The sequence below is a fragment of the Georgenia sp. Z1491 genome (genome assembly GCF_049856175.1).
GTDB lineage: Bacteria > Actinomycetota > Actinomycetes > Actinomycetales > Actinomycetaceae > JB111.
Window position 1 is genome coordinate 293,115 of record NZ_JBNDNA010000002.1, and the last position, 14,533, is coordinate 307,647.

The following is a 14,533-nucleotide window of genomic DNA, read 5'->3' on the forward strand; positions in this document are numbered from 1 at the left end:
TCCCCATGCGCGTGCTCGCCGCCCTCAGCGGAGGCGTCGACTCCGCCGTCGCCGCGGCCCGCGCCGTCGAGGCCGGCCACGACGTGGTCGGCATCCACATGGCGCTGTCCCGCAACCGCGCCGAGCACCGGTCCGGCTCCCGCGGCTGCTGCTCGATCGAGGACGCCTCCGACGCCCGCCGCGCGGCCGACATCCTCGGCATCCCGTACTACGTGTGGGACCTGTCCGAGCAGTTCGACGACCTCGTGGTCAAGGACTTCCTCGAGGAGTACCAGGCGGGCCGCACGCCCAACCCGTGCGTGCGCTGCAACGAGCACGTGAAGTTCTCCGTCCTCGCCGACCGCGGCCGGGCCCTCGGCTTCGACGCCGTCGCCACCGGCCACTACGCGCGCCTCGAGCACACGGGCGCCGGGCCCCGGCTGTTCCGCTCCGCCGAGCCGGACAAGGACCAGAGCTACGTGCTCGCCGTCGCCGGCCGCGAGGGGCTCGGCCGCGCGCTGTTCCCCCTCGGGGACGTGCGCGCGAAGGCCGACGTCCGCGCCGAGGCCGAGGCCCGGGGCCTGCCGGTCGCCACCAAGCCCGACTCCTACGACATCTGCTTCGTCGCCGACGGCGACACCGCCGGCTTCCTGCGCTCCCGCCTCGGTGAGCAGCCCGGCGAGATCGTGGGCACCGACGGCGAGGTCCTCGGCGAGCACGACGGCGCGTACGCCTACACGGTGGGGCAGCGCAAGGGTCTCGGCCTCACGCGGCCCGCCGCGGACGGCCGGCCGCGCTACGTGCTCGACGTCGACACCTCGACCGCGCGCGTCGTCGTCGGTCCCGCCGAGCTGCTCTCCACCCGGCGGATCGAGGCGGGCGACGTCGTGTGGCTCGCCGACGACCACCCCGCCGAGGTCCCCACCGAGGCCGCCGTGCAGATCCGCGCCCACGGGGCGGCGCACCCGGCCGTGGTCACGCGCGACCGTGACGAGCACGGGGCCGAGCGCCTGGGCATCGACCTGCGCGAGCCGATCCGGGGCGTCGCCGCCGGTCAGAGCGCGGTGGTCTACCTGGGCGACCGCGTCCTCGGCCAGGCGACGATCAGCTCGCGGGGCTGACCGGCCACGCTCTCCGGTCGGGCCCCTCCGGCCGGGTCGGTTCGGGCCTACCGTGGGGCCATGCCGATGCTCGACGACCTGCCCCTCGCCCGCTCCACCGTCGACCAGGCCGCGGAGCGGCGGAACGAGGACGGCCTCTACGACCGGCTCCGTCAGGAGCCCGGCACCAGGGTGCTGCTCGTGCGGCGCGGCGAGGTCGCCGTCGACGGCGACGCGCTGGTCCTTCTCACGCCCGGCCAGCTGCCGAGCATCGGCTGGGACGCGGAGCGCATCCACCTCCTCGGGGCGGACGCCGACGGCACCTATCTCTCGGCCGACCTTCCGGACGACCTGGGCGACGTGCGGGACCTCGACGGCGTGCCGGTCGTCGAGGACGCGGCGCTCGTCGAGGCGGTGCACGGCCTGGAGTTCGCCCACCTGCGCGACGTCGGCGACGCGCTGTCCGACCGGGACGCGGGCCTCGCCACGACGGCCGTCGCCCTGTCGACCTGGCACCACCGGCACCCCCGCTGCCCGCGGTGCGGGGAGCCGACGGAGGTGCAGGCGGCGGGCTGGGTCCGGCGCTGCACGACCGACGAGGAGCAGCACTTCCCGCGCACGGACCCGGCCGTCATCGTCGCCCTCGTCGACGACCGCGACCGCCTCCTGCTCGGTCACGCCGCGCACTGGCCCGCGGGCCGGTTCTCCACGCTCGCGGGCTACGTCGAGTCGGGCGAGGCCGCCGAGGAGGCCGTGCGCCGGGAGATCATGGAGGAGGCGGGCGTGCGCGTCGTCGACATGGAGTACCGGGGCTCGCAGCCGTGGCCGTTCCCGTGCTCCCTCATGCTCGGCTACACCGCCCGGATCGAGGGTGTGGAGGACGCGCGGCCGGACGGCGAGGAGGTCACCGAGCTGCGCCTGTTCACGCGCGACGAGCTCGCGGCGGCGGTCCGGGTGGGCGACGTCTACCTGCCGATGCGCAGCTCGATCGCCCGCTCGCTCATCGAGGACTGGTACGGCGGCGAGCTCCTCGGCTGAGCCGAGGCGCCGCGCTCCTCGCGCGGTGTGCCGCCGCGCGGGTGTCAGCCGGCCAGGTGCGCGCGGACCTCGCTGAGCGAGGGGTTCGTCGCCGTCGAGCCGTCCGCGAACAGGACGGTGGGCACCACCTGGTCGCCGCCGTTGACCTCGGCCACCAGCGCGGCGGCGTCGGGCGTCCGCTCGATGTCGACCTCGGTGAACTCGACGCCGGCGGAGGTCATCTGCTTCTTGAGGTTGCGGCAGTACCCGCACCAGGTCGTCGTGAACATCGTGACCGTGCCGGGCCGGGGGGTGGGGACCGTCATCGTCGTCCTTCGCGTGGGGGAGGGGGCGGGGCGTCGTTCGTCGCCGACGGGGGTCGACCATGACGACGACCCCACCGTACGCCGATGCCTCAGCAGCGCGTCAGCGTGTCGCGTGGACCGGGTTCGGGATCGGACTCGGGACGGTCGCGGACCAGGGACGCAGAGCGCCGCGGAGGTCCGGTGATCCACAGGCGGGGCGTCGGTGTCGTCGCCCCCTGAGACACTGGGGGCGATGTCCGACCCGCTGACCGAACCCGCCGACCCGACCCGTGACCCGTCCGCGCCCGAGCCCGCCGCCGGTGAGCCCGCGGAGCTCCTCGAGGCGCTCGACCCGGACCAGCGGGCGGTCGCCGAGCACCTGACCGGACCGATGTCCGTGCTCGCCGGCGCCGGCACGGGCAAGACACGGGCCATCACCTACCGCATCGCCTACGGCGTGCGCACCGGCGCGTACGACCCGCGGCGGATGCTCGCCGTCACGTTCACCGCGCGCGCCGCCGGCGAGCTCCGCTCCCGCCTGCGGGACCTCGGCGCCGGCGCCGTCCAGGCCCGCACGTTCCATGCCGCGGCCCTGCGCCAGCTGTCGTACTTCTGGCCGCGCGTCGTCGGCGGGGCGGTCCCGCAGATCGCTCCGCACAAGGCGAGCCTCGTCGCCGAGGCCGCGGGCCGGCTCGGGCTCGGTGCCGACCGGGTGACCGTGCGCGACCTCGCCGCCGAGGTCGAGTGGTCCAAGGTCAGCCTGGTGACCCCCGAGGACTACCCGCGCGTCGCCGCGAAGACCGACCGGGACGAGGTCGGCGGCCACGACCGCGCCACGATCGCCCGGCTCCTCGAGCTGTACGAGTCGGTCAAGACCGAGCGGGGCGTCATCGACTTCGAGGACGTCCTGCTCTCGATGGTCGCGATGCTCATCGAGCGCACCGACGTCCGTGACGAGGTGCGCGGGCAGTACAACCGGTTCGTCGTCGACGAGTACCAGGACGTCTCGCCGCTGCAGCAGCGTCTCCTCGACCTCTGGCTGGGCGACAGCAAGGAGCTGTGCGTCGTCGGGGACGTGAGCCAGACGATCTACTCGTTCACGGGGGCGACCCCGCGCTTCCTCACCGAGTTCCCCAGGCGGTACCCGGGCGCCGCCGTCGTGCGGCTCGTGCGGGACTACCGCTCCACGCCCCAGGTCGTGCGCGTGGCCAACGAGATCCTCGCCCGCGCCGGCCGTGACCGGGACCGGGCCGCCGTCGAGCTCGTCGCGCAGCGGCCCAGCTCCGTGCCGGTGCGGTACGAGACCTACGACGACGACGCCGCCGAGGCTGCCGGGGTCGCCGGCCGGATCGGGGAGCTCGCCAAGGAGGGGGTCTCCCTCAGCGAGATGGCGGTCCTGTTCCGGACCAACGCCCAGTCCGAGGCGCTCGAGCAGGCGCTCGCGGAGCAGGGCATCGGTTACCTCCTGCGGGGCGGCGAGCGCTTCTTCTCCCGGCGTGAGGTCCGCGAGGCGATCGTGCTGCTGCGCGGCGCCGTCCGCTCGATGGCCGACGCCGAGCTCGGACCTACCGTGCGGGACCTGCTCTCCGGCGCCGGGTGGTCGCCCGAGCCGCCCGCCCAGCGCGGCGCCGCCCGCGAGAGGTGGGACGCGCTGAACTCCCTCGTCCAGCTGGCCGACGACCTGGCCGCGACCAGGCGGGCCGATCTGGGCGACTTCGTCGCCGAGCTCGACGAGCGCGCCTCGGCCCAGCACGCGCCCACGGTGGAGGGCGTGACCCTGGCGTCGTTCCACGCGGCCAAAGGGCTGGAGTGGGACGCCGTGTTCCTCGTCGGCGTGTCCGAGGGGCTCCTGCCGATCTCCCACGCGGGCGACTACGCGGAGATCGCCGAGGAGCGCCGCCTGCTCTATGTCGGGGTCACGCGTGCCCGCGAGCACCTCGAGCTGAGCTTCGCCCGCGCGCGTCAGGTCGGCGGACGCGCGAGCCGCAAGCGGTCGCGGTTCCTCGACGGCATGTGGCCGGAGGAGGAGCGCGCCGGTCGTGGCGCAGGAGGTGACCGGGTCGGCAAGCGGGCCGCCGCACGGGCCCGGGCGGAGACCTTCGCGACCGAGCACCCGGAGGCGGTCGAGCTCTTCGAGGGGCTGCGCGCCTGGCGGGCCGACGCCGCCCGACTGCGCGGCTGGCCGGCCTACTCGGTGCTGCCGGACGCGACCCTCCAGCAGATCGCCGTGCACCGTCCGGCGGACCTGCGCCAGCTCGGTCTCATCCGGGGCGTGGGCGCCACCAAGCTCGACCGGTTCGGTGGCCAGGTGCTGGCGGTCGTCCGTGGCGAGGACGTCGACGTCGAGGAGTGGCTCGCCCGCACCGAGGGGTGAGGCGTGCGGCACGAGGCCGCCTGATAGGGGCCGCCTCGGACGGGTCCGACGATCTCTTCCGTTAATTCCCTTGTGCCGCGCCACCGTGCCGCCTAATGTCACATCTGTCCGTGTCGAACGGGATCGGGTCTAGCCAGCCACGACGGTCCCCCGCTGAGGAGAAGGAGGTGCTCGGGATGATGAACACCAGCTACGCGATCGATTGCGATCTCGCCGTGACTGCTGCCAACGCGCGTGACGCGCTCGCGGGCACCGTCGGCACCCTCCTCGCGGGTGGTGTCGCTCCCTTCATGGGGAGTCGTGGCGGCGAGGCACCGGGGGTGAACTCCGCCCTCGCTCGCCCGCGAACCTGCGCGCGCCCCACGGCGCACCTCCGTCCCGACCTGGGCTGACACGCTCCGCGTGCGCCGTCGGGACATCCCGACGGCCTAGTCGCCGTCCCCCACCAGGAGACCGACGCACGACCGGAGCACCCGATGAGCACGCAGACCACTGCGTACCTGGCCCCGTCCACCAGAAGCGACGCGACGAACCGTCCCGTCCCCGTCACGATCGGCCTCGCGCCGCCCTTGCCCGCCGACGACGCGGGCACCGACGAGCTGCCCTGCCTGACCTCGGACGACCCCGACCTGTGGTTCGCCGAGCGCACGGCCGACGTCGAGCTCGCCAAGTCCCGGTGCGCGCCCTGTCCCCTGCGGGAGGCCTGCCTGGCCGGCGCCGTCGAGCGCGGAGAGCCGTGGGGCGTGTGGGGCGGAGAGGTCTTCGTCGACGGCGTCGTCGTGGCCGTCAAGCGCGGCCGCGGACGCCCGCGGAAGGACGCCGCCGCGTGAGGCGGGCGGCGGGAACACGTCTCCCGCCGCCCGCCTCACCTCGACCACGGCCGGGCGCCTGTCGCCGCGCCCGTGCCGGAACCGAGCGCGCTGCCCCCGTTTCCACCCCGGGTGCACCGCACCGCGCTCGACCCGGGCGCGCCGCCCTCGAGCCCTACCCGGGTACGGGGGCGGTGCACCCGCACTCCGGGTGCACCGCCCACTCCCGCCTGATCTCCTCGCCGTCGAGGTCCAGCTCGAGCGACGCCCCGGTGAGCGCGTGCGGCGTGCCCGGCGCATCGAGGTACGCCGTGGCGGCGCCCACCGCCGTGGCGGCCGCCCAGCTCGCCTGCGCGTAGGACTCCGCGGGCTCGGGCAGCACCCGCAGCTGGGTGGCGACCGCCGGCCACGCCCGCTCGGCCGCGGCGCGGGCGACGTCGAGGCACCGCATGCACGGACCCCGCCCGGGCACGACCAGCGGTCCGACGGTGGTCGCCAGCTCGCCCACGACGACGACGAGATGCGCGACGTCCTCCTGCGCGAGCCGACGCAGCAGCGGGGGATCGCTCACCCTGGGCGTCGTCACCACCACGAGATCGGGACGGGTCCCGGGGGCGGCGCCGATCCGGAGCGCGGGCACGGCCGCCCGGAGGTCGTCCACCACGCACGACTCCCGCGTCCGACCGACGTCCGGCGCCCGGTAGGGCAGCACGTCGGTGGACAGCACCGGTGCCGGGTCCGAGACGAGGAGCGTGCCGACGCCCGCCGCGGCGAGGCCGGTCGCCGTCAGGGCGCCGGTGCGACCGAGACCGGTGACGCCGACGACCGTGCGCTCCCGCACCGTGTCGGCCGCGGGCAGACCTGCCAGACCCGCCCGGTCGCGCCACTGGGCGTCACCCGTGGCACCGTCGCCCGCCGGGCGGCGGCCCGAGCCGTGCCCGATGATCTCGGACGCCTGGTGGGTGAGGACACCGGCGCGCGTGAGCAGCTCGACGAGGTGGTCCACCTGGCTCTTCGTCAGTCCGGCCGTCGCCCCGTACCGGTGCAGGTCTGCCCTCGTGGGCGCCCGGTCGAGCGCCTCGAGCAGCCGCTGCTCGGCGCCGGTGAGCCCGTCGAGGACCACCGCGCACCGCGGGTCGGTCCCCACCTGCGAGGACCCGGCGCCCCGCCACAGCACGTCCATCCCGGACACCAGTCGCATCTCGACCACCCCCGGGACGCAGGTTGCCAGCCCGGCGGGTGGCCGGGTCGGCGTCGTCCCCAGGTGGTGGGTGGCTGTGGACCTGGCGCCGTGACGACCCGGTGCGGTGCGGACCGGGAGTGGTCACGAACGGGAGTGGTCAGGACCGGGCGCGGGCAGCGCCGTCCGGAGTCACGACCGGGCAGGCTCCTCGCCGTCGCCGTCGCCGTCGCCGTCGCCGTCGCCGTCGCCGTCGCCGTCGGAACCGGCCCCGTCGTCGCCGTTGCCGTCGGAACCGGCCCCGTTGTCCGGTCCGCCGCCGGCCGGGCCACCGTCCGGTCCGGCGTCCGGCGCGTCCATCCGGGTCTCCGCGTCCGCCTCGTGCGGCGCGTCATCCCGACCGGGTCCGGCCTCGTCGTCGGAGAAGAGCCCGGCGAGGAAGGAGTCGAGGTCGGAGGACTCCTCGGCCGCCCGGTCCCGTCCCGCGGCGAAGCCCTCCGGGTCGGCGAGCTCCTCGGCGGTGGGCAGCACGTCGGGGTGGGACCACAGCTCGTCGCGGGCGGCCTGACCGCGCTCCGCGCCGTACAGCTCCCACAGGCGCGCGGCCTCCCGGAGGCTGCGGGGGCGCAGCTCGAGCCCGACGAGCGTGGAGAACGTCTGCTCGGCGGGCCCGCCGGCCGCGCGCCGGCGCCGGACCATCTCGCGCAGCTGGACGCCGTGGGGGAGGTGCGGCGCGACGGCGCGCGCCGTCACCTCCTCGACCCAGCCCTCCACCAGAGCGAGCAGGGTGGCCAGGCGGCTCAGGGCCGCCTCCTGCTCGGGGGTGTCGTCCTGGTCGAACACGCCCCCGGCCATCGCGCCCTGCAGCGCCTCCGGGTCGGTCGGGTCGACGGATCGCACGGCCTCCTCGATCTTCGAGGTGTCGATGACGATGGCGCGGGCGTAGGCGCTCACCGCGTCGACCACTCCGGAGCGTAGCCACGGGGAGTGGGTGAACACGCGGGCGTGCGCGAGCTCGCGCACGGCGAGGAAGTGCCGGACCTCGTCGAGGGGGACGTCCAGCCCCTCGGCGAAGTCGGCGACGTTGGACGGAACGAGCGCCGCGCCCGGCTCCTCGAGCAGCGGGATCGAGATGTCCGTGGTGCCCACGACCTCCCGGGCGAGCGTGCCGACGGCCTGGCCGAGCTGCATGCCGTACACGGCCTGCCCGATCTGACCGAGCAGCCCGCTCTCGTCGCCGAGCTGCGCGCCGAACGCCTTGAGCTCCTCGGGCGCGTCCTCGAGCTGGTTGCGGATCGCCGCCGCCATGGCCCGGGACATCGACGCGGCGACCGGCTCGGCCAGCGAGCGGAACATCGGCAGGGTGCGCTCCACCCATGCCGCGCGCGTCAGCGCCTCGCGCGGGCCGCCCGACGGCGGGAGCTCGGTCGCGACGTCGAGCCACAGGTCCGCAGCGCGCAGGGCCGCGCGGACCGAGTCGGCCTCGGCCGAGGTGACGGCCGGGTCGCCACCGGTGACGGCCGTGCGCCGGGCGAGGTCGGTCGCGAGGCGCCAGTTGACGGGGCCGCTGCCGTCGGGGCGCATCATGGCCTGGACCTGCGCGATCAGCGGGGCGAGCGCGGAGGCGTCACCCGGCAGGCCGGCCGCCTGACCCATCGTCGCCGGGTCCATGCCGGCGCTGCGCATCGCCTGGACGGCCTGTGCAGCGGCCTCCGGGCCCAGCATCGAGGAGAGCATCTCCTCCCAGCTGCTCCTCTCGCCGTCGTCGGGCTCGCGCGGGGCGGGGTCCTGGCTCATGGCACTCCTCGGCATCGGTCGTGGTGCCACGGTAGTGCGCGCGGACCTGCGGCCCGGGATCGGTTCGCCCACGGCTAAGGCCGCAGGTCCCCGCCGCCGTGTGACCGGTCGTGGCCGGTGAGAGGCATGATGGCCGGGTGCCGATCCCGAACGACCCCTACACCGCGCACGTGCCCGAGGACGAGTCCCGCGTCGCTCTCGCCGCACGCACGCTCACGCTCGCGGTCTCCGGCACGCTCACGGTCCTGCTGCTGCTCGTCATCATGCTCGTGCCGGTGCCGTACGTCGTCGAGCGCCCCGGGCCGACCGCGGACACCCTCGGCGAGCTCCAGGGACACCCGCTCATCACCGTCGACGGCGCGGAGACCTACCCCACCTCCGGCGAGCTGCGCCTGACCACGGTCTCCACGCTCGGCGGCCCGGGCTACCCGGTCACCGCGGGCGACGTGGTCCGCGGCTGGGTGCTGGGTTCGGAGACCGTCGTGCCGCGCGAGGCGGTGTACTCCGAGACGGAGACGTCCGAGTCGATCGCCGAGCGCGGGCAGGCGCAGATGCTGTCCTCACAGACGAGCTCCACGGTCGCCGCCCTCACCGAGCTCGGGCACGAGATCCCCATGACGCTGACGGTCTCGGTCGTGTCTCAGGACTCGGGCGCCGCGGGGGTCGTCGAGGTCGACGACGTCATCACTGGCATCGCCGCCCCCGGCGGCCGGATGGAGGACGTGCCGGACTACCAGGAGCTGGTCGGGACCCTCGCCGAGGTCGAGCCGGGACAGACCGTGCGGCTGCGCGTCGAGCGTGACGGCGAGCCGCGGGAGGTCGAGGTCGTCACGTCGGCCCCGCCGGTCGACGCCACCGGCGCGCCCCTGCAGGAGGGCTCCCTCCTCGGCATCGGGATCCTGCCCGACGTGGATCTCCCCGTCGACGTCGCCTTCGACATCGACCGGATCGGCGGGCCCTCCGCGGGCATGATGTTCGCCCTGGCGATCATCGACATGCTCACCGAGGGCGAGCTGACCGGCGGCGAGGTCGTCGCCGGCACCGGGACGATGGACCTCGCCGGCCGCGTGGGGCCCATCGGCGGCGTCCGCAAGAAGATGGTGGGTGCCGAGAACGACGGCGCCGACTGGTTCCTCGCCCCCGCATCGAACTGCGCGGAGACCGTGGGCTACGTGCCGGACGGGCTCACTGTCGTCCGGGTGGCCACCCTCGAGGAGGCGCGCACCGCGGTCGAGGAGATCGCCGCCGGGCGCGGTGACCAGCTGCCGGGCTGCGACGTCGTCGCGGCCGACTGACGCTGCCGCGCACCGACTCCGCCGGCCCCTCCTGAGGCGTCCCGCCCCGGGGCCGCCGGCCCCGCGCGCGGGCTCAGCTCAGGGTCGCGGCGAGCGCGTGGACGAGGCCGGGCACGGCGTCGGGCGAGCCGGCGACCATCGTGTCGTCGTCGTGGGCGCGGGTGCGCAGCGCGCACCACGACTCGCCGGAGCGCAGCACGCCGACGGCCATGCGCACGTCCTCGCGCGACGGGTGCTCCCGGAGAGCCCGGAGCGACTCCTCGGGGTCCGACGGCAGCCCGGCCTCCGCCTCCGGCGGGACCACGATCCGCTCGACGACGATCGCGGCGCCGGCGACCTCGTCCGGCCACGCCAGCTGACCGAGGAGCTCGTCGAGGGTGTCCGACTCGGGCAGGCCCTCCTGCTCGACGGCGAACAGGTGGTCGGGATCCGTCCGGCCCGCCAGCACGGCCTCGACCCCGAGGGTCGTCTCGAGCGACGGGTCCGCGGCAAGGGCCTCGCCGGTGCGCACGAGCGCCGCGACGATCACCGGACCGTCCCAGCCGGCCCGGGCGGCGTGCCGCTCGAGGTCGAGCACCGCGGCTCGCACGGCAGAGGTCCGTGGGGACGGCGCGGCACCGTCGGTCGACGGGGTGTCGGTGCCGGCTGCGGGCACGGCACCGCCGGGCGTGGTGGGACCGGGTTCGGGCGGGTTCGGGGCGTCCGTCATGGGCCCATCCTCACCCACGCGTGCACCGGCGGGGTGCCGAGGCTGCGCCCTGCGCGAACAACGTGGCCGAGGCCTCCCGAGGGGCGAACCGGGCCGGGCGTGCAGCGCTTACCCTGGAGTGGACCATCGACAGTCGTGGGGCCCGATGCCGGACCGCGCGACCGCACATCCGTGAGGTGCCTTCCGCGTGACCATTCCACCCATGTCCCGACCCGGCCGCGCGCAGGGCCCTCGACCGGGCTCGGGCTCCAACGAGCGCACCGTCGGCACCCTCGCGATGACGATCATCGTCATCGGCGTGCTCGCGGCGCTCGTGTTCGCCTTCGCCCAGGTCTGGACGGAGCTGTCCTGGTACCACCAGATCGGCTACGAGGGGGTGGTCTACCGGGAATGGGGCTCGCGCGCCGTCCTGTTCGTCATCGGCCTCGTCGTCTCCGCGGGCGTGGTGCTCACGTGCCTGGAGATCGCCTACCGCTCGCGGAAGGTCTACGCCCCGACGACTCCGGAGGAGCGGAACCTCGACCGCTACCGCGGCATGATCGAGCCGCGACGGAGGCTGCTGTTCGTCGCCGCCGCGCTGGTCCCCGGCATCTTCATGGGCCTGCGCCTGCAGTCGTCCTGGCGCGAGCTGCTGCTGTGGCTCAACGGACAGACGTTCGGGACCACCGACCCGCAGTTCGGCCTGGACCTGGGCTTCTTCGTCTTCACCCTGCCGGCGCTGCGCGCCCTGCTGTCGGTGGTCATGACCATCGTCGTGCTGGGCCTCATCGCCACCGTGGTCGCGCACTACCTCTACGGCGGGCTCTCGCTGGCGCGCAAGGACAGCCGGGTCTCCCGTGGCGCGCGCGTCCAGCTCGGCGTGCTCGCGGCGCTGTTCGCCCTGCTGCTGGGCCTCTCCTACTGGCTGGACCGCTACTCCCTGCTCGTCGGTGACAACCAGCGCTTCTCGGGTGCCTCGTACGCCGACGTCAACGCCGCGCTACCCGGGCGCGCGGTGCTCGCCGCCATCGCGGTGCTCGTCGCCGTGATGTTCGTCGTCGCCGCGGTGCGCAGCACCTGGCGCCTGCCCGCCGCGGGGGTGGCGATGATGGTGGTCGCGGCCATCGTCGTCGGGACCGCCTACCCGGCCGTCGTCCAGCGGTTCGAGGTCGAGCCGAACGCCATCGAGGCCGAGTCGCCGTACATCCAGCGCAACATCGAGGCCACCCGGGCGGCGTACGGGCTCGACGGCGTCGACAGCGAGCCGTACGAGCCGACGACCGACGTCGAGCGCGGCCAGCTCGGCGAGGACAGCGCGGCGACCACGCAGATCCGCCTCCTCGACCCCAACCTCGTGTCGCCGACGTTCGACCAGCTCCAGCAGATCCGCCAGTACTACGGCTTCCCGGAGCAGCTGAGCGTCGACCGCTACGAGCTCGACGGCGAGATGCAGGACACCGTCATCTCCGTGCGCGAGGTCAACCACGACGGCCTCAGCGACGAGCAGCGCACCTGGGTCAACCAGCACACCGTGTACACGCACGGCTTCGGCGTCGTCGCCGCCCAGGGCAACTCGCTCGACCGGGACGGCCGTCCGCTGTTCTTCCAGGAGGGCATCCCGTCCCAGGGAGAGCTCGGCGACTACGAGCCGCGCGTCTACTTCGGACAGGACACCGACTTCTACTCGGTCGTGGGCGCCCCCGAGGGGACCGACCCGTGGGAGCTGGACTACCCGTCGGACTCCGCGCCCAACGGGCAGGTCAACTCGACGTTCACCGGCGACGGCGGACCGTCGATCGGCAACTTCCTCGAGCGCGCGATGTTCGCCATGCGCTTCGGCGACATCCAACTGATGTTCTCCGACCGCGTGACGTCGGAGTCGCAGATCCTCTTCCACCGCGACCCGCACGAGCGCGTCGCCCGGGCAGCCCCGTACCTCACGCTCGACTCGCGGGCCTACCCCGCGGTCGTGGACGACGACGACGACCCCGAGACGCCGTCGCGGCTCGTGTGGATCATCGACGGCTACACGACGTCGAACGACTACCCCTACTCGGCCCGCGAGTCCCTCGAGGAGGCCACCGAGGACTCCCTGTCCGAGGGGCAGGCCGGTGTGGCCGGCACGGCCTACGTGCCGGAGCAGGTCAACTACATCCGCAACTCGGTCAAGGCCGTGGTCGACGCCTACGACGGCTCGGTCACCCTCTACGAGTGGGAGCAGGGCGAGGACGAGAACCCGGACCCGATCCTTCAGGCCTGGCAGTCCGTGTTCCCGGAGAGCAACATCCAGCCGGTCAGCGAGATGAGCGGCGACCTCATGGCGCACATGCGCTACCCGGAGGACCTGTTCAAGGTGCAGCGCACGCTCCTGTCGCAGTACCACGTGACCGACCCGGCCACCTTCTACTCCGGTGCGGACTTCTGGAACATCCCGACCGACCCGACGGCGTCCGGCAACGGCGTGCAGCAGCCGCCGTTCTACCTGACCCTGCAGATGCCCGGCCAGGACGAGGCGACGTTCTCGTTGTCGACCGCGTACATCCCCGGCGGTGAGAACCCGAGGAACGTGCTCACCGGGTTCGTCGCCGTCGACTCGGAGACGGGCAACACCCCGGGGGAGGTGAGGGACGGCTACGGGGACATCCGGCTCATCGAGCTTCCGCGCAACTCGACCGTCCCGGGACCCGGGCAGGTCCAGAACAACTTCAACTCGAGCCCGGAGGTCTCCACCGAGCTCAACCTCCTGAGGCAGGGTGGCTCCGACGTCCTCCTCGGCAACCTGCTCACGCTCCCCGTGGGTGGCGGTCTGCTCTACGTCCAGCCCGTGTACCTCCAGGCATCCGGCGGTACCGCGTACCCGACGCTCCAGCGCGTGGCCGTGGCGTTCGGCGACGAGATCGGGTTCGCCCCGACCCTGGACGAGGCCCTCGACCAGATCTTCGAGGGCGAGTCCGGCGCGGCCACGAGCGAGGGCGCCGGCGTGGAGTCCCCGTCCGAGGGCGCCGAGCCTGAGGAGCCGACCGGTTCGGTCGACGTCCCGGCCGGTGCGCAGCAGCGGCTCGCCGACGCACTGGCCGAGATGCAGGCGGCGCTCGCCGAGTCCAACGAGGCGATGGCGGCCGGCGACTGGACGGCCTACGGCGAGGCGCAGGAGCGGCTCAGTGCGGCCGTGGAGGACGCGCTCGCGGCCGAGGCCGAGATCGCCGCGGCGACGGGTGAGGACCCGATCGGCGAGTCCGCGTCCGAGGCGCCGTCCCCCGGGGTCGAGACCCCGAGCGAGTAGCCCGCACGACGACGGAGCCCCGGCCGCGAGGTCGGGGCTCCGTCGCGTCCCGGCCGGTCGGCACTTGGTCGCCTGACGATCACCGGCCCCCGCCGACGGCGTTCGCGCCCGAGGCGGGGGCCGTGAACGTGCCCGGGTGCGGCCGTGAGGCGGGTCGCAAGGTGAGCGGACCCACGTCGTCATCGGTTGAGTCCCTGTTCCCCGTGTCGTAATGTTGAGGAGTCGCCGCGGGGTGGAGCAGTTCGGTAGCTCGCCGGGCTCATAACCCGGAGGTCGCAGGTTCGAATCCTGTCCCCGCTACGAGATAAGGCCCCTGGCCAGCGGAAACGCTGGTCAGGGGCCTTCTTCATGTCCCCGGCAACGCCCCGACTACGGTCTAACCTACGGTCTGGCAATCAAGCCCGGCCACCCGGGCTGTCGGTCGCCGTCGATAGGATCGCCTCAGAGATGCGCCCCGCTTCCGGCGGTGCAGCAGAGCCGGTGAGGAAGGGCGACGATGGTGACGGAGGCGGAGGGCACCACCAGAGTGCGGACGAGGAACGCCAACCTGGTCTCGGCGAAGGCCGCCAAGAACGATGAGTTCTACACGCAGTGGGCGGACATCGAGCGGGAGATGAACGCCTACCTGGAGTACGACCCTGACGTCTTCCGTGACAAGGTGATCCTGCTGCCGTGCGACGACCCGGAGTGGTCCAACTTCGCCAAG

The 14,533-nt window shown here is 73.9% G+C and carries 12 protein-coding genes and 1 tRNA gene; 9 read left to right on the forward strand and 4 right to left on the reverse strand.

Annotated elements, in window-relative coordinates; genetic code table 11:
- Positions 1–5: 5 nt before the first annotated feature.
- On the forward strand, positions 6–1,100 hold the full coding sequence (mnmA, locus tag ACPYO4_RS03910; RefSeq protein ID WP_425707904.1) for a tRNA 2-thiouridine(34) synthase MnmA: 1,095 nt from the start codon (positions 6–8) through the stop codon (positions 1,098–1,100).
- A 60-nt stretch (positions 1,101–1,160) separates the two neighbouring features.
- Positions 1,161–2,117 (forward strand): NAD(+) diphosphatase, encoded by a 957-nt coding sequence (nudC, locus tag ACPYO4_RS03915; protein WP_425707905.1) that lies wholly within the window; start codon positions 1,161–1,163, stop codon positions 2,115–2,117.
- Positions 2,118–2,161: 44 nt separating this feature from the next.
- On the opposite strand, the gene ACPYO4_RS03920 is transcribed toward nudC, so the two are convergent.
- Positions 2,162–2,422, reverse strand: coding sequence for a mycoredoxin (locus ACPYO4_RS03920; protein ID WP_425707906.1), 261 nt, complete (start codon positions 2,420–2,422; stop codon positions 2,162–2,164).
- A gap of 232 nt (positions 2,423–2,654) precedes the next feature.
- On the opposite strand from ACPYO4_RS03920, the gene ACPYO4_RS03925 reads away from it, so the two are divergent.
- The 3 genes from ACPYO4_RS03925 (at position 2,655) to ACPYO4_RS03935 (ending at position 5,605) form a co-directional block, all read left to right on the forward strand.
- Positions 2,655–4,775 (forward strand): ATP-dependent DNA helicase UvrD2, encoded by a 2,121-nt coding sequence (locus tag ACPYO4_RS03925; protein ID WP_425707907.1) that lies wholly within the window; start codon positions 2,655–2,657, stop codon positions 4,773–4,775.
- A 167-nt stretch (positions 4,776–4,942) separates the two neighbouring features.
- A complete protein-coding gene (locus ACPYO4_RS03930; RefSeq protein WP_425707908.1) occupies positions 4,943–5,167 on the forward strand; it encodes a hypothetical protein in 225 nt (74 codons plus the stop codon).
- An 84-nt stretch (positions 5,168–5,251) separates the two neighbouring features.
- Positions 5,252–5,605 (forward strand): WhiB family transcriptional regulator, encoded by a 354-nt coding sequence (locus ACPYO4_RS03935; RefSeq protein WP_425707909.1) that lies wholly within the window; start codon positions 5,252–5,254, stop codon positions 5,603–5,605.
- 154 nt (positions 5,606–5,759) lie between these two features.
- On the opposite strand, the gene ACPYO4_RS03940 is transcribed toward ACPYO4_RS03935, so the two are convergent.
- Positions 5,760–6,785, reverse strand: coding sequence for a hypothetical protein (locus tag ACPYO4_RS03940; RefSeq protein ID WP_425707910.1), 1,026 nt, complete (start codon positions 6,783–6,785; stop codon positions 5,760–5,762).
- Positions 6,786–6,956: 171 nt separating this feature from the next.
- The gene (locus tag ACPYO4_RS03945; RefSeq protein ID WP_425707911.1) at positions 6,957–8,561 is read right to left on the reverse strand and encodes a zinc-dependent metalloprotease; all 1,605 of its coding nucleotides are present in this window, start codon (positions 8,559–8,561) and stop codon (positions 6,957–6,959) included.
- 137 nt (positions 8,562–8,698) lie between these two features.
- Between ACPYO4_RS03945 and ACPYO4_RS03950 the strand changes: the two genes are divergently transcribed.
- Positions 8,699–9,856, forward strand: coding sequence for a YlbL family protein (locus ACPYO4_RS03950; protein ID WP_425707912.1), 1,158 nt, complete (start codon positions 8,699–8,701; stop codon positions 9,854–9,856).
- Positions 9,857–9,929: 73 nt separating this feature from the next.
- Here ACPYO4_RS03950 and ACPYO4_RS03955 read toward each other — a convergent pair whose 3' ends face one another.
- A complete protein-coding gene (locus ACPYO4_RS03955) occupies positions 9,930–10,565 on the reverse strand; it encodes a PPA1309 family protein (RefSeq protein WP_425707913.1) in 636 nt (211 codons plus the stop codon).
- A gap of 202 nt (positions 10,566–10,767) precedes the next feature.
- On the opposite strand from ACPYO4_RS03955, the gene ACPYO4_RS03960 reads away from it, so the two are divergent.
- The 3 genes from ACPYO4_RS03960 to ACPYO4_RS03970 form a co-directional block, all read left to right on the forward strand.
- Positions 10,768–13,827: a UPF0182 family protein gene (locus ACPYO4_RS03960; RefSeq protein ID WP_425707914.1), complete on the forward strand. Its 3,060-nt coding sequence runs from the start codon at positions 10,768–10,770 to the stop codon at positions 13,825–13,827.
- A gap of 226 nt (positions 13,828–14,053) precedes the next feature.
- A tRNA-Met gene (locus tag ACPYO4_RS03965) sits at positions 14,054–14,127 on the forward strand.
- A gap of 196 nt (positions 14,128–14,323) precedes the next feature.
- On the forward strand, positions 14,324–14,533 hold a 210-nt coding region (locus ACPYO4_RS03970), incomplete at its 3' end, for an adenine-specific methyltransferase EcoRI family protein (RefSeq protein WP_425707915.1).

Bases quoted from the DNA above. Each gene is read 5' to 3' on its own strand.
- mnmA (WP_425707904.1), top strand. From the start codon at position 6: ATGCGCGTGCTCGCCGCCCTCAGCGGAGGCGTCGACTCCGCCGTCGCC.
- nudC (WP_425707905.1), top strand. From the start codon at position 1,161: ATGCCGATGCTCGACGACCTGCCCCTCGCCCGCTCCACCGTCGACCAG.
- ACPYO4_RS03920 (WP_425707906.1), bottom strand. From the start codon at position 2,422: ATGACGGTCCCCACCCCCCGGCCCGGCACGGTCACGATGTTCACGACG.
- ACPYO4_RS03925 (WP_425707907.1), top strand. From the start codon at position 2,655: ATGTCCGACCCGCTGACCGAACCCGCCGACCCGACCCGTGACCCGTCC.
- ACPYO4_RS03935 (WP_425707909.1), top strand. From the start codon at position 5,252: ATGAGCACGCAGACCACTGCGTACCTGGCCCCGTCCACCAGAAGCGAC.
- ACPYO4_RS03940 (WP_425707910.1), bottom strand. From the start codon at position 6,785: ATGCGACTGGTGTCCGGGATGGACGTGCTGTGGCGGGGCGCCGGGTCC.
- ACPYO4_RS03945 (WP_425707911.1), bottom strand. From the start codon at position 8,561: ATGAGCCAGGACCCCGCCCCGCGCGAGCCCGACGACGGCGAGAGGAGC.
- ACPYO4_RS03955 (WP_425707913.1), bottom strand. From the start codon at position 10,565: ATGACGGACGCCCCGAACCCGCCCGAACCCGGTCCCACCACGCCCGGC.
- ACPYO4_RS03960 (WP_425707914.1), top strand. From the start codon at position 10,768: ATGTCCCGACCCGGCCGCGCGCAGGGCCCTCGACCGGGCTCGGGCTCC.